The 18966-nt window shown below is 56.6% G+C and carries 16 protein-coding genes; 14 read left to right on the plus strand and 2 right to left on the minus strand.

What is annotated here, in order from left to right:
* Positions 1 to 111 precede the first annotated feature (111 nt).
* From motA to flhE, 14 genes are all read left to right on the plus strand, one after another.
* On the plus strand, positions 112 to 999 hold the full coding sequence (motA, locus tag QSK07_RS03335; RefSeq protein WP_003849139.1) for a flagellar motor stator protein MotA: 888 nt from the start codon (positions 112 to 114) through the stop codon (positions 997 to 999).
* On the plus strand, positions 996 to 1940 hold the full coding sequence (gene motB, locus QSK07_RS03340; RefSeq protein ID WP_098050253.1) for a flagellar motor protein MotB: 945 nt from the start codon (positions 996 to 998) through the stop codon (positions 1938 to 1940). Before motA ends, motB begins: the two co-directional genes overlap by 4 nt.
* A gap of 11 nt (positions 1941 to 1951) precedes the next feature.
* The gene (cheA, locus tag QSK07_RS03345; RefSeq protein WP_285720604.1) at positions 1952 to 3937 is read left to right on the plus strand and encodes a chemotaxis protein CheA; all 1986 of its coding nucleotides are present in this window, start codon (positions 1952 to 1954) and stop codon (positions 3935 to 3937) included.
* A gap of 23 nt (positions 3938 to 3960) precedes the next feature.
* Positions 3961 to 4458 (plus strand): chemotaxis protein CheW, encoded by a 498-nt coding sequence (cheW, locus tag QSK07_RS03350; protein ID WP_098050255.1) that lies wholly within the window; start codon positions 3961 to 3963, stop codon positions 4456 to 4458.
* 166 nt (positions 4459 to 4624) lie between these two features.
* Positions 4625 to 6295, plus strand: coding sequence for a methyl-accepting chemotaxis protein (locus QSK07_RS03355; protein ID WP_285720440.1), 1671 nt, complete (start codon positions 4625 to 4627; stop codon positions 6293 to 6295).
* Between the two features lie 193 nt (positions 6296 to 6488).
* Complete coding sequence (locus tag QSK07_RS03360) at positions 6489 to 8051, plus strand: methyl-accepting chemotaxis protein (RefSeq protein ID WP_285720441.1); 1563 nt, start codon at positions 6489 to 6491, stop codon at positions 8049 to 8051.
* Between the two features lie 105 nt (positions 8052 to 8156).
* A complete protein-coding gene (locus QSK07_RS03365) occupies positions 8157 to 9833 on the plus strand; it encodes a methyl-accepting chemotaxis protein (protein ID WP_275222506.1) in 1677 nt (558 codons plus the stop codon).
* Positions 9834 to 9913: 80 nt separating this feature from the next.
* Complete coding sequence (gene cheR, locus QSK07_RS03370; RefSeq protein ID WP_013358226.1) at positions 9914 to 10786, plus strand: protein-glutamate O-methyltransferase CheR; 873 nt, start codon at positions 9914 to 9916, stop codon at positions 10784 to 10786.
* The gene (locus QSK07_RS03375; RefSeq protein WP_013358225.1) at positions 10786 to 11835 is read left to right on the plus strand and encodes a protein-glutamate methylesterase/protein-glutamine glutaminase; all 1050 of its coding nucleotides are present in this window, start codon (positions 10786 to 10788) and stop codon (positions 11833 to 11835) included. Before cheR ends, QSK07_RS03375 begins: the two co-directional genes overlap by 1 nt.
* 39 nt (positions 11836 to 11874) lie before the next feature.
* Positions 11875 to 12264: a chemotaxis response regulator CheY gene (gene cheY, locus QSK07_RS03380; protein ID WP_010258559.1), complete on the plus strand. Its 390-nt coding sequence runs from the start codon at positions 11875 to 11877 to the stop codon at positions 12262 to 12264.
* Between the two features lie 9 nt (positions 12265 to 12273).
* A complete protein-coding gene (cheZ, locus tag QSK07_RS03385; protein ID WP_013358224.1) occupies positions 12274 to 12915 on the plus strand; it encodes a protein phosphatase CheZ in 642 nt (213 codons plus the stop codon).
* 188 nt (positions 12916 to 13103) lie between these two features.
* Positions 13104 to 14255, plus strand: a complete 1152-nt coding sequence (gene flhB / locus QSK07_RS03390) for a flagellar biosynthesis protein FlhB (protein ID WP_098050259.1) — start codon at positions 13104 to 13106, stop codon at positions 14253 to 14255.
* Positions 14248 to 16347 carry a flagellar biosynthesis protein FlhA gene (flhA, locus tag QSK07_RS03395; protein WP_285720442.1) on the plus strand — a complete coding sequence of 700 codons (2100 nt, stop codon included), beginning with the start codon at positions 14248 to 14250 and terminating at the stop codon, positions 16345 to 16347. The genes flhB and flhA overlap by 8 nt, the downstream gene beginning before the upstream one ends.
* A complete protein-coding gene (gene flhE / locus QSK07_RS03400) occupies positions 16347 to 16739 on the plus strand; it encodes a flagellar protein FlhE (RefSeq protein ID WP_285720443.1) in 393 nt (130 codons plus the stop codon). Before flhA ends, flhE begins: the two co-directional genes overlap by 1 nt.
* 89 nt (positions 16740 to 16828) lie before the next feature.
* Here the strand turns inward: flhE and QSK07_RS03405 are convergent, their stop codons facing one another.
* Both QSK07_RS03405 and QSK07_RS03410 read right to left on the minus strand, forming a co-directional pair.
* Positions 16829 to 17827 (minus strand): aldo/keto reductase, encoded by a 999-nt coding sequence (locus QSK07_RS03405; protein ID WP_285720444.1) that lies wholly within the window; start codon positions 17825 to 17827, stop codon positions 16829 to 16831.
* Positions 17828 to 17951: 124 nt separating this feature from the next.
* The gene (locus tag QSK07_RS03410) at positions 17952 to 18899 is read right to left on the minus strand and encodes a LysR family transcriptional regulator (protein WP_285720445.1); all 948 of its coding nucleotides are present in this window, start codon (positions 18897 to 18899) and stop codon (positions 17952 to 17954) included.
* Between the last annotated feature and the right edge of the window lie 67 nt (positions 18900 to 18966).

Consider the following 18966-nt stretch of genomic DNA (forward strand, 5'->3'; position numbering starts at 1 on the left):
CCATCCAGCAGCGGTTAATACCGCTGCTTTTTTTTGCTTGCGGTTCAGGAATAACCCCTGCGGCTCTCTGGCTTAACTTCCACCAACACGTTACGGACGTAAGGATTTTTTGTGCTGATAATTATAGGTTACCTGATTGTTTTAGGCTCCGTGTTGGGCGGATATGCGCTTGTAGGTGGCCATCTGGGCGCACTTTATCAGCCAGCCGAATTATTAATGATCGGCGGTGCCGGTGCCGGTGCTTTTTTAGTTGGTAACAATGGCAAGTCGATTAAAAAAACGCTGAAAGCGCTGCCTAAGTTATTTCGTGGCTCCAAATACAACAAAGCGGTTTACATGGATTTGATGGCGCTGCTTTATCGCCTGATGGCGAAGTCGCGTCAGCAGGGGATGTTATCGCTGGAACGCGATATTGAAGATCCCAGCCAGAGTGAAATTTTTGCTAATTATCCCCGCATCCTTGCCGATAAACAGTTAGTAGATTTTATTACTGACTATTTGCGCCTGATGGTCAGCGGCAACATGAACGCCTTTGAAATAGAAGCGTTGATGGATGAAGAGATTGAGACCTACGAACATGAGTGTGACGTACCAGCGCAAAGTATTGCTGCGGTGGGTGATGGTCTTCCGGCCTTTGGTATCGTGGCCGCGGTAATGGGTGTGGTCCATGCGCTGGCTTCGGCCGATCGTCCGGCCGCTGAACTGGGTGCGCTGGTCGCGCATGCAATGGTGGGAACTTTCCTGGGCATCCTGCTGGCGTATGGATTTGTTTCTCCACTGTCGTCAGTACTGCGTCAGAAATGTGCGGAAACCACCAAGATGATGCAGTGCATTAAAGTGACATTGCTCTCGAGCCTCAATGGTTACGCGCCGCAGATTGCGGTGGAGTTTGGTCGTAAGACGCTCTATTCCGCTGAGCGTCCGTCGTTCAGCGAACTGGAAGAGCATGTGCGTAACGCCAAGAATCCGGCTAAACAGACTTCTGACGAGGCTTCATGAAACACGGCAATCGCCCCATTGTGCTGATCAAAAAGCGCAAACATAAAGGCCATGAAGGCAGCCACGGATCGTGGAAGATTGCCTACGCCGACTTTATGACGGCGATGATGGCCTTTTTTATGGTGATGTGGCTGCTGTCGATCGCCAACCCGCAGGAGCTGGTGCAGATTGCAGACTACTTCAAAACGCCGCTAAAAGTTGCGATTACCGGCGGCGCGCGCAGCAGTGACAGTGACAGCCCGATCCCGGGTGGCGGCGACGATCCGACCAAAAAGATAGGTGAAGTGAACAAAGTCGTCGATATGGACGCCCAGAAACGCAAGCTGGATGAGATTCGCCTTAACCGGCTGCGTGAAAAGCTCGACCAGATGATTGAAGCGGATCCGCGTCTGAAAGCGCTGCGGCCGCATCTGATCATCAACATGGTGGAAGAGGGGCTGCGTATTCAGATTATCGACAGCCAGAATCGCCCGATGTTTAAGACCGGTCGGGCCGAGGTGGAGCCGTATATGCGCGATATTCTGCGTGCCATTGCGCCGATCCTTAACGACATTCCGAACCGCATCAGCCTGGCCGGACATACCGATGATTTTCAATATGCCAGCGGTGACAAGGGCTATAGCAACTGGGAACTCTCTACCGACCGCGCTAACGCTTCACGCCGGGAACTGGTGATGGGCGGCCTGGATAGCGGCAAAGTTTTACGAGTGTTAGGTATGGCCGACACCATGCGCCTGAAGAATCGTGGCGGTAACGACGCAGTTAACCGCCGCATCAGCCTGCTGGTGTTGAACCACGACACCGAAGCAGCAATAGAAAAAGAGAACGCAGAAAGTGATGCCGTCCAGATCAGCGATCCGGCGGCCATTGAACAGATTCGCGCACCGCTAGCAACACCAGGCAGCGCGGTGAATACAGCAGCCCCCTCACAGCCGAGGTGATTCCCGTGAGTATGGACATCAGCGATTTTTACCAGACGTTTTTTGATGAAGCCGATGAGCTGTTAGCGGATATGGAACAACACCTGTTGGGCCTTGACCCGCAGGAGCCAGATTCGGAACAGCTTAACGCCATCTTCCGTGCCGCTCACTCCATTAAGGGTGGGGCCGGAACCTTTGGTTTTACGGTATTACAGGAAACGACTCATATCCTGGAAAACATTCTGGATGGTGCTCGTCGCGGCGAGATGCAGCTCAGCACCGACATCATCAACCTGTTTTTGGAAACCAAAGATATTATGCAGGAACAGCTCGATGCTTATAAAACCGCGCAGGAGCCTAACGCGGAGAGCTTCAAATATATCTGTGAAGCGCTGCGCCAGCTGGCGCTCGAGGCCAAAGGTCTGCCGGTTGATGTTCCGGCTACGGTAACCACTCCCAGCGCGGAACCGGCCAGCACCAGCGGTCTGCGTGTACAGCTGATCGACCTCAAAGAGAAAGAAGTCGACCTGATGCTGGAAGAGATGAGCAATCTGGGTACCCTGACCAATGTGCAGAAGGGCAGCACCACGCTGGACGTCTGTATTGATGGCGTCGGTAAAGATGACATCGTGGCGGTGCTCTGCTTCGTAATTGACGAAGCGCAGATCCGCTTCCCGGCCGCTGACGAAGCCGTTGCCGCACCGGTTGCTGCTGTTGCCGCCGCCCCCGCACCGGTGGCAGAAGAGGTTCACACCGCCAGCGTTACCGAACTGCCCATGGCAGCGGTGAAGCGTGAAAGTAAGCGCGTCGCGGCACCGGCCAAGTCGAGCGAATCGACCAGCATCCGTGTTGCGGTAGAGAAGGTCGATCAACTGATCAACCTTGTCGGTGAACTGGTGATTACCCAGTCGATGCTCGCCCAGCGTTCCGGTGAACTCGACCCGGTGGCGCACGGCGACCTGCTGAACAGCATGGGTCAGCTGGAGCGTAACGCCCGCGACCTGCAGGAATCGGTGATGTCGATTCGTATGATGCCAATGGAATATGTCTTTAGCCGCTTCCCGCGTCTGGTGCGTGACCTGGCAAGCAAACTCGGCAAAGAGGTCGAACTGACCCTGCTGGGCAGTTCAACCGAACTTGATAAGAGCCTGATCGAACGCATTATCGACCCGTTAACGCACCTGGTGCGTAACAGTCTTGACCACGGTATCGAAACGCCAGAGAAACGTCTGGTGGCCGGTAAAGTGGCAACCGGTAACCTGACGCTTTCTGCGGAACACCAGGGCGGCAACATCTGTATCGAAGTGTCAGATGATGGTGCCGGTCTGAACCGTGAGCGTATTCTGGCTAAAGCTCTGTCATCGGGCCTGCCGGTTCACGAGAACATGAGCGATGAAGAGGTCGGTATGCTGATCTTCGCACCGGGCTTCTCTACCGCGGAGCAGGTGACGGATGTTTCAGGACGCGGCGTCGGAATGGACGTGGTGAAACGAAATATTCAGGAGATGGGTGGTCACGTTGAAATCGCCTCGAAGCAGGGCAAAGGCACCACCATCCGTATCCTGCTGCCGCTGACGCTGGCCATTCTTGATGGCATGTCCGTTCGCGTGGCTGATGAGGTCTTTATTCTGCCGCTGAATGCGGTAATGGAATCACTGCAACCGCGTGCCGAAGAGCTGAAACCGCTGGCGGGTGGCGAGTGCGTGCTGGAAGTGCGTGGTGAATATCTGCCACTGGTCGAGTTGTGGAACGTCTTTGATGTGCAGGGTGCCAAAACCGAGCCCACGCAGGGCATCGTGGTTATCCTGCAGAGCGCGGGCAAACGTTACGCGCTGCTGGTTGATCAGCTGATTGGTCAGCATCAGGTGGTGGTGAAGAACCTGGAAAGTAACTATCGCAAAGTGCCGGGCATCTCTGCCGCGACCATTCTTGGCGATGGTAGCGTAGCGCTGATTGTTGATGTATCAGCACTGCAGTCACTTAACCGTGAAAAACGTGTGGCCGGCGCTGCCGCCTGACAGATAACGAAAGGGTAAATAACATGAATGGAATGGCAACCGTGACAAAAATCGCTGGCGAAACTGAAGGTCAGGAGTTTCTGGTCTTCACGCTGGGCGACGAAGAGTATGGCATCGATATCCTCAAAGTTCAGGAAATTCGCGGTTACGATCAGGTAACGCGTATTGCGAATACTCCTGAATTCATCCGCGGCGTCACGAACCTGCGCGGCGTAATCGTGCCGATTATCGATCTGCGCGTAAAGTTTGCGCAGCCTGACGTTGAGTACAATGACAACACCGTGGTCATCGTGCTGAATCTGGAAAATCGCGTGGTCGGTATTGTGGTCGATGGCGTTTCTGACGTGCTGTCACTGACCCAGGATCAGATTCGCCCTTCACCAGAGTTCGCAGTAACCATGTCTACCGAGTACCTGACCGGTCTGGGTGCGCTGGGCGATCGCATGCTGATTCTGGTCGACATTGAAAAGCTGCTGAGTAGCGACGAGATGGCACTGGTGGATAACCTGCGTACCGCGTAATGGCTTTATCACGGGCTGGCTCTGGCTGGCTCGTGATTGTTACACTATGTAATAGTTTCCTTCTGATTCATATAGTTAAAAGCGTATCTCCCCCTAATTTCCTTCTGTCACCTGCCGATAATCTCACTGTCACTTTTTAAATCACTTACATTATCCAGGGTTAATCATGTTAACGAAAATCCGTGTGGTCACCAGCCTGTTGCTGGTGTTGCTGGTGTTCGGGCTGTTACAGGCCTTATCCGGTTCAATTTTCTACTTCGCATTAAGCCACGACAAGCAGAGCTTCGCCGTGTCGCAGCTGGCGATGCAAAACACGGAGGCGCTCAATGACGCCTATATGAGTCTCAACCAGAGCCGTGTGCTGCTGACCCGCATTCAGCTGCGTGTGGCGACCAGCAAACTGGAGAATAAAACGGCGGACATCGCCGGTCTGTTTGAAGAGAGCAAAGGTTTCCAGCAGGCAGCGGAAGGCTATTTTAAGGCGTTCAGGGCGCTCCCGGACACCCCAGGACAGAATGCGGAACTGAACGATCAGCTTGATCAGCGCTTCAGCACCTATGCCGATGCACTTAATCAGTTGCAGAAGGCCCTGGCGGCAAATGATGCAATTGCCGCCGCTAAAGCTCCCGTTGCACCGAGTCAGAGTGCGTTTCTCACACTGTACCGTGAGTGGCGTGCTGACCAGAATCGCCTGACCACACTGGGCGTGACAGAGAACAGTAGTGCCTATACCCGAATGATATGGATCCTCTCCGCTATCATGGCTGCCGTGGTCGCGGTGATTGTGCTTTGCTGGTCTGGACTGCGCAAAACCGTGATAATGCCGCTGAATGGCAGCATTAATCACATTCAGCATATCGCCCGGGGTGATTTAACCCAGCCGATCGCGGTGGAAGGGCGTAACGAGATGACGCAGCTCGCCGCCAGCCTGCATGAAATGCAGCAGTCGCTGGTCCGCACCGTGACCCGTGTCCGTGAAGGATCGGATGCGATCTTCACCGGTGCCAGTGAAATCTCTGCCGGAAACAATGACCTTTCCGCCCGCACAGAACAGCAGGCGGCGTCACTGGAGCAGACGGCGGCCAGTATGGAGCAGCTCACCGCCACCGTGAAACAGAACGCCGAGAACGCCCGCCAGGCGTCACAGCTGGCACTCAGCGCGTCTGAAACCGCAGAGAAAGGCGGTAATGTGGTGGCTGGCGTGGTGAAAACCATGAGCGAAATCGCCGGCAGTTCGAAGAAGATTGCCGATATCACCAGCGTGATTGATGGCATCGCGTTCCAGACCAATATTCTGGCGCTTAACGCCGCCGTTGAAGCGGCGCGTGCCGGTGAACAGGGTCGCGGTTTTGCGGTAGTGGCGGGCGAGGTGCGTAATCTGGCACAGCGCAGCGCTCAGGCCGCCAAAGAGATTAAAGGGCTGATTGACGACTCGGTGAACCGGGTCAGCGTAGGTTCGCAGCTGGTCAGCACCGCCGGGGAAACCATGAGCGATATCGTCAGTGCGGTCACACGCGTGACTGACATCATGGGCGAAATCGCCTCAGCGTCGGATGAGCAGAGTCGCGGTATCGACCAGGTCGGGCAGGCCGTCACCGAGATGGATCGCGTCACTCAGCAGAACGCCTCGCTGGTGGAAGAGTCCGCGGCAGCCGCCGCCTCGCTGGAAGATCAGGCCAGCCGGTTAAGCCAGTCAGTCTCGGTCTTTCAAATCAAACGTGAAGCCGGGCAGACGCTGACAAAGCATCTGCCAATTGCGTCGCCCGTTATGGTGGCGCCGGCACCACGCAAAGCCCTGACGGCCTCAATCAGTGATACAAACTGGGAAACCTTCTGATCTGACGCTGCGCATCCTGCTGGATGCGCAGCCCTTTCCACTATCCTCCCGCCTGGCGGCAAACTCCGCACTCTCTTTTGATAAAAATAATTACAAAAGCCCGCTCTCACCTGAAAGCGCCGAAAAGCGTTAATTAATCGCCAGAACCCGCCGATATAGCCGCTGCACCTTAATCAACCTGCAGGAGAACGAGATGTTAAAAAAAATAAAAGTGGTCACCAGTTTAATCGCCGTACTGGTTATCTTTGGCGCGCTTCAGTTGATTTCTGGCAGCCTTTTCTGGTCGGCGCTGAATAATGATAAAGAAGCGTTTGCGCTGTCGCAGATTTCTAATCGCAACGTCACTTCGATGACAGATGCCTATATCGCCCTGAACAACAGCCGTACCACGCTGAACCGCGCCATGCTGCGCTTACAGACCAGCATGGCATCGCAAATGAATGGCGGTCAGCTCGACGATCTGATGAACAAATCCAACGCCCAGCTGGCAGAGGCCGACCGTCACTTTAAAATTTATTACGATCTGCCCGCCACGCCGGGTCTTGAAGTTGCGCTGCGTGACAAACTTGAAGCGGATTACGCGCAATATGAAAAAGGGCTGAAAGGCATGGTTGCCAGCCTGCAGGCCCGCGATCTGGAAGGGATGTTTAAACAGAATATTGAACAGAAACAGGTCGCGATGCAGAGCAGCTACGGTGAGTGGCGTGCACGTCAGACCGCGCTTTCCGATCAGGGCATGGCACAGAACCATAAAGCCTTTACTCAGATGATGTGGCTGCTGGGCACCATTGGCGTCGCGGTAATCGTGGTGATCCTGGCCTGCTGGTTTGGTTTGCGTCAGGTTCTGATTCAGCCGCTGCAACAGCTGCTGGCGCAGATTCGCGCTATCGCCTCCGGCGATTTGACCCAGCCGATGGTGGTTGAAGGACGCAATGAGATGAGCCAGCTGGCTGCCGGTATCCATGAGATGCAGCAATCGCTGGTGATGACGGTCGGTAATGTGCGTGACGGCTCAGACGCCATCTTTACCGGTGCCAGCGAAATCGCCGCCGGTAATAACGACCTGTCAGCCCGCACCGAAGAGCAGGCGGCTTCGCTGGAGCAGACTGCAGCCAGCATGGAGCAGCTCACCGCCACGGTAAAACAGAATGCTGACAACGCCCGTCAGGCCTCGCAGCTGGCGCTGACCGCCTCTGAAACCGCGCAGCAGGGCGGCAAAGTGGTGAATGGCGTGGTGACGACCATGAAAGAGATTGCGGGCAGCTCGAAGAAGATCGCAGACATCATCAGCGTGATCGACGGTATCGCCTTCCAGACCAACATCCTGGCGCTGAATGCCGCAGTTGAAGCGGCGCGTGCCGGTGAACAGGGTCGCGGTTTTGCGGTAGTGGCCGGTGAAGTGCGCAGCCTGGCACAGCGCAGTGCTCAGGCCGCCAAAGAGATCAAAGGCCTGATTGAGGACTCGGTGTCGCGCGTCAACAGCGGTTCACTGCAGGTTGAAAGCGCCGGCAGCACCATGAATGAGATTGTGGGTGCCGTGACCCGCGTGACCGACATTATGGGCGAGATTGCCTCTGCATCAGACGAGCAGAGCCGCGGTATTGAGCAGGTCGGTCTGGCCGTCACCGAAATGGATCGCGTGACCCAGCAGAACGCCTCGCTGGTGGAGGAGTCTGCCGCTGCCGCTGCCGCACTGGAGCAGCAGGCCAGCGTCCTCACCCAGGCCGTCTCGGTTTTCAAAATTTCCCGCGCCTGATGTTCTGCCTTTCAGCGTGGCGGTGGTTTAAAGCCATTGCCACGCATAAAGTTCCCCCCGACGCCGCCGATAAATAAACACGAATCGCCAACCAATGAGGTGTTTATGTTTAGTCGAGTACGCGTTGTTTCCGGCCTGCTGTGTGTGCTGGCGCTGTTTGCGCTGCTGCAGCTGTTTTCAGGCGGAATGTTTTTCAAAACTGTCAGTTCAGATAAAGAGAATTTTGCCTACAACCAGCGTCTGAATACGTTGCAACAGGCGATGGGCACCTCATGGGTTTCGCTGGTTCAGGCGCGCAACACCCTTAACCGCGCCGGTATCCGTTTTCTGCAGGATGCGCAGATGGCGGGATCGGGCGCCAGCGTAAAAGAGCTGGTCGCACTGGCGGGCGAGGAGCTGAAACAGGCTGAAGTCAACTATCAGATTTTCAACGATAACCTGTCAGAACAGGGCAAAACGGCTGAAAACGTCGTGGCATTACAGGCGAACTATAAGGCCTATCACGATGCGCTGGCAGAGCTGATGGTGTTCTTCACTACCGGCAACTTCAAAGGGTTTGTGGATCAGCCAACACAGAGTTTTCAGGACAAGTTCCAGAAAGATTACAGCGCCTGGCTTGAGAACAACAAAGCACTGTCACAGCAGGGCGTGGAAGCAAACCAGCAGGCCTACAGCCGCTCCATCACTATCGTCATCGCCACGCTGGCCGTGACGTTGCTGATGATTATCCTGGTGTGGAACGTGATGCGCTCGGTGCTGATCCGTCCTCTGCGTCAGAGTATTGAGCATATCCAGCACATCGCGCGGGGGGATCTGACCCAGCCGGTTGAGATTACCGTGCGCAACGAAATTGGTGAGTTACTGACGTCACTACAGCATATGCAGCAGGAGCTGGCACGCACCGTCCGCACCGTGCGTGACGGCTCAGAGGCCATCTATACCGGTGCCAGCGAAATCTCCATCGGCAATAACGATCTCTCTTCGCGCACCGAACAGCAGGCCGCCTCGCTGGAGCAGACCGCTGCCAGCATGGAGCAGCTCACCGCGACCGTGAAGCAAAATGCCGAAAACGCCCGTCAGGCGTCGAAGCTGGCGCTGACCGCCTCGGAAACCGCGCAGCAGGGCGGCAAAGTGGTGGATGGCGTGGTCACCACCATGAAAGAGATTGCGGGCAGCTCCAAGAAGATTGCTGATATCACCAGTGTGATTGACGGCATTGCCTTCCAGACCAACATCCTGGCACTGAACGCGGCGGTTGAAGCCGCACGCGCCGGTGAGCAGGGCCGTGGTTTTGCCGTTGTGGCGGGTGAAGTACGCAGCCTGGCACAGCGCAGCGCCCAGGCCGCCAAAGAGATCAAGGGTCTGATTGAAGATTCCGTTAGCCGCGTTAATACCGGCTCGGTGCTGGTAGAGAGCGCCGGTGACACCATGAGCAACATCGTCAGCGCGGTCACACGCGTCACCGACATCATGGGCGAGATCGCCTCTGCGTCAGACGAACAGAGCCGTGGCATTGACCAGGTGGGCCTTGCCGTGACCGAGATGGATCGCGTCACGCAGCAGAACGCCTCACTGGTTGAAGAGTCAGCGGCAGCGGCTGCAGCGCTCGAAGATCAGGCAAGTCACTTAAAACAAGCGGTATCAGTGTTCAATATTGGTAAAGAATTTGTCGCGCAGGCCGTTAACAAGACAACGGCGACAAAAACGCGCCAGTCAGACGCACCGTTAGCCGTTGGTCGTTCGTCTGCGGTACGCAGCGACGACAACTGGGAAACCTTTTAATCGCCCGTGGCCCGGCCGCCATTGAGCCGCCGGGCATCGCAGCAGACAGTTAATGTATTCAGTTCGGGCCAGGTGCAGAGATGAAAAAATCAACGATTTTAGATCAAAATGAGACGACAACGCTGCTGTCGCAGATGGTGCAGCGTTTACCGCTCTCCGATACGCATTTTCGCCGTATCAGCCAGCTGATCTATCAGCGTGCCGGTATCGTACTGGCCGATCACAAGCGTGAGATGGTTTATAACCGTCTGGTTCGTCGCCTGCGCACGCTGAATATCGATGATTTCGGTCGTTACCTGGCGCTGCTGGAGTCCGATCCGAACAGTGCCGAGTGGCAGGCGTTTATCAACGCTCTGACCACAAACCTGACCGCGTTCTTCCGCGAAGCGCATCACTTCCCGATTCTGGCGGAGCATGCACGTAAGCGACAGGGCAACTTCAGCGTCTGGAGTACCGCGGCGTCAACCGGTGAAGAGCCGTATTCCATCGCCATGACGCTGGCCGAAACGCTGGGTACCGGGCCAGGTAAATTCCAGGTCCATGCCAGCGATATCGACACGCAGGTGCTGGAAAAAGCGGTGTCAGGCGTTTATCGCCAGGAGGAGCTGCGCACGCTGTCACCGGCGCAAATGCAGCGTTTCTTCCTGCGCGGCACCGGTCCACACGCCGGAATGGTGCGGGCGCGTCCCGAGCTGACCAACCTCGTCACCTATGCACAGCTTAACCTGCTGGCCAACGACTGGGCGCTGCCGGGTCAGTTCGACGCTATTTTCTGTCGCAATGTGATGATCTATTTCGATAAAGAGACGCAGGAGAAGATTCTGCGTCGGTTTGTCCCGTTGCTGAAGCCGGGCGGCATCTTGTTCGCCGGGCACTCAGAAAACTTCAGTCAGATCAGTAAAGAGTTCTGGCTGCGCGGACAAACCGTCTATGGACTGACGAAGGAAAGATGATGAGCAAAATCACCGTGATGTGCGTAGATGACTCTGCGCTGATGCGGCAGTTGATGACCGAGATCATCAACAGCCATCCGGATATGGAGATGGTCGCTACGGCGCCCGATCCGCTGGTCGCCCGCGATTTGATTAAGCAGTTCAATCCGCAGGTGCTGACGCTGGATGTGGAAATGCCGCGCATGGATGGCCTCGATTTCCTGGAAAAACTGATGCGGTTACGGCCAATGCCGGTGGTGATGGTTTCATCGCTGACCGGGAAAGGCTCCGAAATTACTCTGCGGGCGCTGGAGCTGGGGGCGGTGGATTTCGTCACCAAACCCCAGCTTGGCATCCGCGAAGGCATGCTGGCCTATAGCCAGATGATTGGCGACAAAATCCGCGCGGCGGCCCGGGCCCGACTGCACAACCGTGCAGCGATGCCGGTGCCGGCGACGCTGAAAGCGGGGCCACTGCTGAGTAGCGAGAAGCTGATTGCGATTGGCTCCTCTACCGGCGGCACCGAGGCGATTCGCCATGTGCTGCAGCCGTTACCGGCGACCAGCCCGGCGTTGCTGATTACTCAGCATATGCCACCAGGCTTTACCCGCTCTTTTGCCGAACGTCTGAACAAGCTGTGTCAGATCACGGTGAAAGAGGCCGAAGACGGTGAGCGTATTTTGCCAGGGCACGCTTATATCGCGCCAGGCGCGATGCACATGGAGCTGGCCCGAAGTGGTGCCAACTATGTGGTGAAACTGAATGAAGGCCCCCCGGTTAACCGGCACAAACCCTCTGTGGATGTGCTGTTTAAATCGGTGGCGATTAACGCCGGACGAAATGCGGTGGGGGTCATCCTTACCGGCATGGGCAACGACGGTGCCGCCGGGATGCTGGAAATGCATCGGGCAGGTGCCTGGACTATTGCCCAGAACGAAGCCAGCTGTGTGGTATTTGGCATGCCGCGTGAGGCTATTGCCACAGGCGGCGTGAGCGAAGTCGTGGATTTAAGCAACATCAGCCAGCATATGCTGGCGAAAATTAGCGCCGGACAGGCATTGCGTATTTAACAGGCCCGTCCCGCCGGGCGAGACAACTCAGGAGTAGATATGGCTGATAAAAACATGCGCTTTTTGGTAGTAGACGACTTCAATACGATGCGTCGTATTGTGCGCAACCTGCTGAAAGAGCTGGGCTTTAATAACGTAGAAGAAGCGGAAGATGGTGTAGATGCCCTCGGCAAACTGAAAGCGGGTGGCTTCGACTTCGTGATTTCCGACTGGAATATGCCAAACATGGATGGCTTGCAGCTGTTGCAGACTATTCGTGCCGACGCGGCGATGAGTTCGCTGCCGGTGCTGATGGTGACCGCGGAAGCCAAGAAAGAGAACATCATCGCCGCCGCCCAGGCGGGAGCCAGCGGATATGTCGTGAAGCCATTCACTGCGGCTACCCTGGAAGAGAAGCTGGGCAAAATTTTCGAAAAACTGGGCATGTAAGGAGATGTGATGAGCGACTTTCCGAAACCAACTGAGGATGCCGCGGCACACGACATCATTTCACGTATTGGCTCACTGACGCGTATGCTGCGCGACAGTCTGCGGGAGCTGGGGCTGGATAAAGCCATTGCCGATGCAGCTGAAGCCATTCCTGATGCCCGCGATCGTCTTGATTATGTGGTGCAGATGACGGCGCAGGCCGCCGACCGTGCGCTGAACTGTGTTGAAGCAGCACAACCCCATCAGGATAAGATGGAAGCCGGGGCAACTCAGCTGAAAGGGCGTTGGGATGCGTGGTTTGAGAACCCGATTGAGCTGGGTGATGCGCGGGAGTTGGTGACGGATACGCGCGAATTCCTCACCGCTGTACCTGAGCACACCGCCTTTACCAACAAGCAGCTGCTTGAAATCATGATGGCGCAGGATTTCCAGGACCTGACCGGTCAGGTGATCAAACGCATGATGGATGTGATTCAGGAAATTGAGCGCCAGCTGTTAATGGTGCTGCTGGAGAACATGCCAGAAGTCAGCGCTGAGAAGCGTCAGGAAGGCACCAGCCTGCTGAACGGTCCGCAGATCCACGCCGATGCACCGGGCGTGGTGGCGAACCAGGATCAGGTTGATGATCTGCTGGACAGCTTAGGATTCTAAGCGTCGTCCGCCTGCGGGCGGACAAAACGGCTCCCGGCGTCAATAAACAGGGTCACCTTCGGGTGGCCCCGTTCCGCATTGTCAGACCCATCCCCGAAAGAACGCCTGTTTTCCTCATCTTATCTCCGCTTTAACTTAAGCCATATTTGGCATCCTATGCTCAGAATTCCTGCCAACCGAGGTTTGTCGTGGCTGAAGATAGCGACGAAGACAAAACAGAATCGCCCACGGCCCACCGACTTGAGAAAGCGCGTGAAGAGGGCCAGATTCCGCGTTCGCGCGAACTGACGTCACTGCTGATGCTGCTGGCCGGCATCATGATCCTGTGGATGGGCGGCAACATGATGGCCCACCGGCTGGCAGCGATGGTTGCCACCGGACTCCGTTTTGACCACGGCATGGTCAGGGATGACAAAATTATCGTCAGCCACATCGGCAGCCTGATCACCCAGGCACTGATGGCGTTGCTGCCGCTGATGGGCGGTCTGGTGCTGGTGGCGATTGCCGCGCCCATGCTGCTGGGCGGACTTGTTTTCAGCGGTAAATCGATCAAGTTTGACCTGAAGAAGATGAGCCCGATGGCGGGGTTCAAGCGGATGTTCGCCGCGCAGGCCTGGACTGAACTGTTTAAAGGCATTCTCAAAACCATTCTGGTCGGCGCAGTAGGCTGGTGGTACATCTGGAGCCACTGGCCGGAGATGCTGCGGCTGATCAGTGAGGCGCCTGTCACCGCGCTGATTCACGGCATGGAGATGATTGCGGTCTGCTGTTCACTGGTCATGCTCGGGCTGATCCCGATGGTGGGATATGACGTTTTCTGGCAGCTCTACAGCCACTTTAAAAAGCTGAAGATGTCGATGCAGGAGATCCGCGACGAGCATAAGCAGCAGGAAGGTGACCCGCACGTTAAAGGCCGCATCCGGCAGCAGATGCGCGCCGCCGCGCGACGCAGAATGATGGCCGATGTGCCAAAAGCCGATGTCATCGTCACCAACCCGACGCACTACTCGGTGGCATTGCAGTACAACGAGAAGAAGATGAGCGCGCCGAAGGTTGTGGCCAAAGGCGCGGGCGAGATCGCCCTGAGAATTCGTGAACTGGCTGCCGAACACCGCATCCCGGTTCTGGAAGCACCGCCGCTGGCGCGTGCGCTATACCGACATACCGAAATTGGTCAGCACATCCCCGGCGCGCTCTATGCTGCCGTGGCCGAAGTACTGGCGTGGGTCTGGCAGTCGCGTCGCTGGAAGCGCGAAGGCGGCCTGATCCCAGCCAAACCAAAAAACCTGCCGGTTCCGGCAGAGATGGACTTTGCAGGAGAGAGCAAAAACGATGGCTAATAACCTGGCCGCAAAACTACATTTACCGGGCAACTTTAAAGATATGCAGTGGCAGGTGCTGGCTGGTCCGGTGCTGATCCTGATGATCCTGTCGATGATGGTTCTGCCATTACCGCCGTTCATCCTTGATCTGCTGTTCACCTTTAACATTGCGCTGTCGATCATGATCCTGCTGGTGTCGATGTTCACCCAGCGGACCCTGGAGTTTGCGGCGTTCCCGACCATTCTGCTGTTCTCAACTTTGCTGCGTCTGGCACTGAACGTGGCTTCAACCCGTATCATCCTGATGGAGGGGCACACCGGTGCCGCTGCGGCAGGACAGGTCGTTGAAGCCTTCGGTCACTTCCTGGTGGGCGGTAACTTCGCTATCGGTATCGTGGTGTTTATCATCCTGGTCATCATCAACTTCATGGTTATCACCAAGGGTGCAGGTCGTATCGCCGAAGTGGGCGCGCGCTTTGTACTGGACGGGATGCCCGGTAAGCAGATGGCGATCGATGCCGATCTCAACGCCGGTCTGATCGGTGAAGATGAAGCTAAACGCCGCCGTGCTGAAGTGACCCAGGAAGCCGACTTCTACGGTTCGATGGACGGTGCCAGTAAGTTCGTTCGTGGTGATGCCGTCGCCGGTATTATGATCATGGTGATCAACGTCATCGGCGGCCTGCTGGTGGGTGTGGTGCAGCACGGTATGGATGTCGGGCACGCCGCAGAGACCTATACGCTGCTGACCATCGGTGATGGTCTGGTGGCCCAGATCCCGGCGCTGGTTATCTCTACCGCAGCCGGTGTTATCGTGACGCGCGTTGCTACCGATCAGGATGTCGGCGAGCAGATGGTTACCCAGCTGTTTAAGGATCCCCGCGTGCTGATGCTCAGCGCTGGGGTGATTGGCCTGCTGGGTCTGGTGCCAGGCATGCCTAACTTCGTCTTCCTGCTGTTCACCGCCGCCTTGCTGGGTCTGGCCTGGTGGCTGCGCGGACGCGAAACGCAGCCGAAGAAGAAGGTGGACGTTGCTGGCAGCATCAGCAACAAAGCGGCGGCGGACACGCCAGCCGCCACCGAAGCTTCCTGGACCGATGTACAGCTTGAAGATACGCTGGGCATGGAAGTGGGCTATCGCCTGATTCCGATGGTCGATCATCAGCAAAACGGCGAGCTGCTGGGCCGTATCCGCAGTATCCGTAAGAAAGTTGCGCAGGATGTCGGTTTCCTCCCGCCGGTGGTTCATATCCGTGACAACATGGAGTTGCCACCTGCACGCTATCGCATCCTGATGAAAGGGGTGGAGATTGGCAGTGGTGATGCCTATCCTGGCCGCTGGATGGCGATTAACCCGGGCACGGCTGCCGGCAGTCTGCCGGGTGAAGCAACTGTCGATCCGGCCTTTGGCCTGGCGGCGGTCTGGATCGACAGCGCGCTGAAAGAGCAGGCGCAGATTCAGGGCTTTACCGTGGTAGAAGCCAGTACCGTAGTGGCAACACACCTCAATCATCTGATTGGTCAGTTCGCCAGCGAGCTGTTTGGCCGTCAGGAAGCGCAGCAGTTGCTGGATCGCGTGACGCAGGAGATGCCTAAGCTGACCGAAGATCTGGTGCCGGGGGTGATTTCACTGACCACACTGCATAAGGTATTGCAGAACCTGCTGGTAGAACGGGTCTCGATTCGCGATATGCGCACCATCATTGAAACGCTGGCTGAACATGCGCCGGTACAGAGCGATCCGCAGGAGCTGACCAGCGTCGTGCGTGTGGCGCTGGGCCGTGCGATTACGCAGCAGTGGTTCCCGGGCAATGATGAGGTGCAGGTGATCGGCCTTGATTCTACGCTGGAGCGTCTGCTGTTACAGGCATTGCAGGGCGGTGGCGGCCTGGAGCCGGGACTGGCCGATCGGCTGTTAAGTCAGGCACAGGCGGCATTGCAGCGTCAGGAGATGCTGGGTGCACCTCCGGTGCTGCTGGTGAACCATCCGCTGCGTGCGCTGCTGGCGCGATTCCTGCGCCGCAATCTGCCACAGCTGGTGGTGCTCTCAAATCTGGAGCTGAGCGACAATCGCCAGATCCGTATGACTGCCACCATCGGAGGCAAATAATGCGCGGTCTGCTGATGGTGCTTTTCATGCTGCCGCTGCTGGCTCAGGCGGCCGGTGGTGCCTGGAGCGCCACGGCCAACGGACCGCTGCTGGCGAATCGCGGTAGCTGGCAACGGGCGCAGCCGCTGACGCCACCCGCCGATGTCGGCGGGGAGGTCAGCATCATCAACTGGCGTTATGAGCTAAGCAGGCCTGCGCCATCGGGCCTGGAAGTCCGGCTTTGCGGCGAGCAGCGCTGCACCACGCTTGAGGGTGCCAGCGGCACCACGCGCGGGCTGGCACATCTCAACGCCGGTGAAACCCTGCATATGGTATTTGGTTTTGCCGGCAGCGGGACACTGCCACCAGGATTACGGGTGGTGAGGAGCGAAGTCATGGTCAATTACCAGTAAGAGTCTCGCTGCTGAATTGACTGAAGGGGAGCCAGAGTTCTGTTTCTGGCTCCTTTCCGCAGCACAGTGCGCAAGTGCGTAATATGTCTTCAGGCGTTAACTCCCTTCATTCCCTCCTCAGAATAGCGACCGCCTTTGACCTCAATCTGCTCATGAATCGCATTCAGCAACCGCACGTCGTCCTCTTCCAGCCTGATATCCGTGGCCTGCGCATTCTCAGTGAGATATGCGATCTGTTTAGTGCCCGGTATCGGCACAATTTTTTCATACTGGGCCAGCAACCACGCCAGCGCAATCTGTCCGGTGGTGGCGTGATATTTATCCGCCAGCGGCGTCACCGCGTTAAGAAGTTGCAGATTGTGGTCGATATTCTCCTGCTGGAAACGGTCATTGCTTTTGCGGAAATCGTCTTCGGCAAAATCGCTGTTATTGCGATATTTACCGGTCAGAAAACCTCTGCCCAGCGGTGAGTAGGGCACCAGACCGATGCCAAGCTTTTTCACCATCGGCAGAATCTCCGCCTCACTGTCACGCGTCCAGAGTGAATATTCTGTCTGCAGCGCGGTCAGCGGATGGATCGCATGCGCCCGACTCAGCGTTGCAGCAGAGGCTTCACACAGCCCAATCCGGGCGATCTTCCCCTCCTGCACCAGACGGCTGAGACACTGCATGCTCTCCTCAATCGGTGTCGCCGGACTGATACGATGCAGATAAAAGAGATCGATACGCTCAACGCCCAGCCGTTTCAGAGAGGCATGGCAGCTGCGGGTCAGGTAGTCGGGCTGATTATTGATGGTGCGGGCATAGGCCTCGTCCGCCGGACGCTCAATGCCACACTTGGTGGCGATGGTAAATTTCAGCCGTTCGGCCTTGCTCAGCCCGGCAAGAAACTGGCCTATCAACTGCTCGTTGTGGCCGCGCCCGTAAAGGTCGGCGGTATCGATAAAGGTGATATCCAGGTCGCGCAGCTGGCTGAGCAGCTGAAGGGAATGACGGTCATCGGTCTGACCATAAAATTCGCTGAGCCCCATCGCGCCATAACCGATAGCGCTGACCTCAAGACCCTGAGTTAACGTTCGCTTTTTCATTGTCTCTCCTCGTAACTGAGAGGCGATTGTTTCATTGCACGCCAGAGCACGGAATTGCTCCTTCCGTCATGCAGAAAAGGTATCAGCGAGCTTCAGGCAATATGGGTACGGATAGTACAGCGACTTAGCCGCGCGGATGGGCGGGGGGGTCGGGTTCAGCAGGCTGCGAAAGTGCGATCAGCGCATTCACTACTGACGCATTGGTTTCATCGGCGCGAATCGCCGCATAAACGTCAATTGCCAGCTGTTTAGCTGCATTGCCAGTCAGTGGCCGGTAACAGAGACCTGTCTGATTGAAGGTGCATTTTGACTGCGGCATCAGCGCAAACCCTTTGCCTCTGGCGATGTGCGCCAGCATCAGCAGGGAGTCTTCAGGCTCTCGCACCCGCTTCAGCGCGATGCTGAGCGTGGCGAAGTAGCGCTCGCATTTATCGTAAAACTGCGGATTAGCACTGCGTGGAAACCAGAAAAGTGGAAGGTCAGCCAGCGTCTCCAGCGCAACGTTTTCAGACAGGCTGGCGGGATGTGCTGACGGCATTGCAACCCACAGTGGCTCACGGTATACCCAGGCATACCTGACAGTATCTTCCGCATGCGGCCCTTTTTCCCCGGTCAGGATTAAATCCAGGCTATTTTTCGCCAGGCTCTGCAGCAGCTGAGCCGAAGTGAGGCTGGGCATCTCCATCTCATCGCTGGCATAAAAACTGGCGAGCTGCTTATTAAGCGGCGCGATGAGTTCGAAATTCAGCGTGCGGGTCAGCCCGATACGCAGCTGTGCTGCGACAGGCTGCGCATCGTCTTTTAGCGCATTCAGTGCCATAAGGATCGCTTCCGCTTCCGTGACCAGCGCCCGGCCAGACTCAGTCAGGTTAACCCCATGCGTCGTGCGGCTGAACAGCGGCTGGCCCAGCAGATCTTCCAGACTCTGAATCTGACGGGTGAGCGGAGGCTGAGTCATGCTAAGGCGTTCTGCAGCCCGGCGAAAATTAAGCTCGTGCGCGACCGCCAGAAAGCACTGTAACTGTTTGATGGTGGGAAGGTGGCTGCTGATGAGATGTGCGGCTAAAGACATGGCGCCATCCTGCTGCTGAAAGAGTGAGGGAGTGTAGGGGACGTTTATGAAGTCAGCAACGGAGAGA

Origin of the sequence: Pantoea sp. QMID4 (genome assembly GCF_030270445.1) — a bacterium.
Classification (GTDB): Bacteria; Pseudomonadota; Gammaproteobacteria; order Enterobacterales; family Enterobacteriaceae; genus Pantoea; species Pantoea vagans.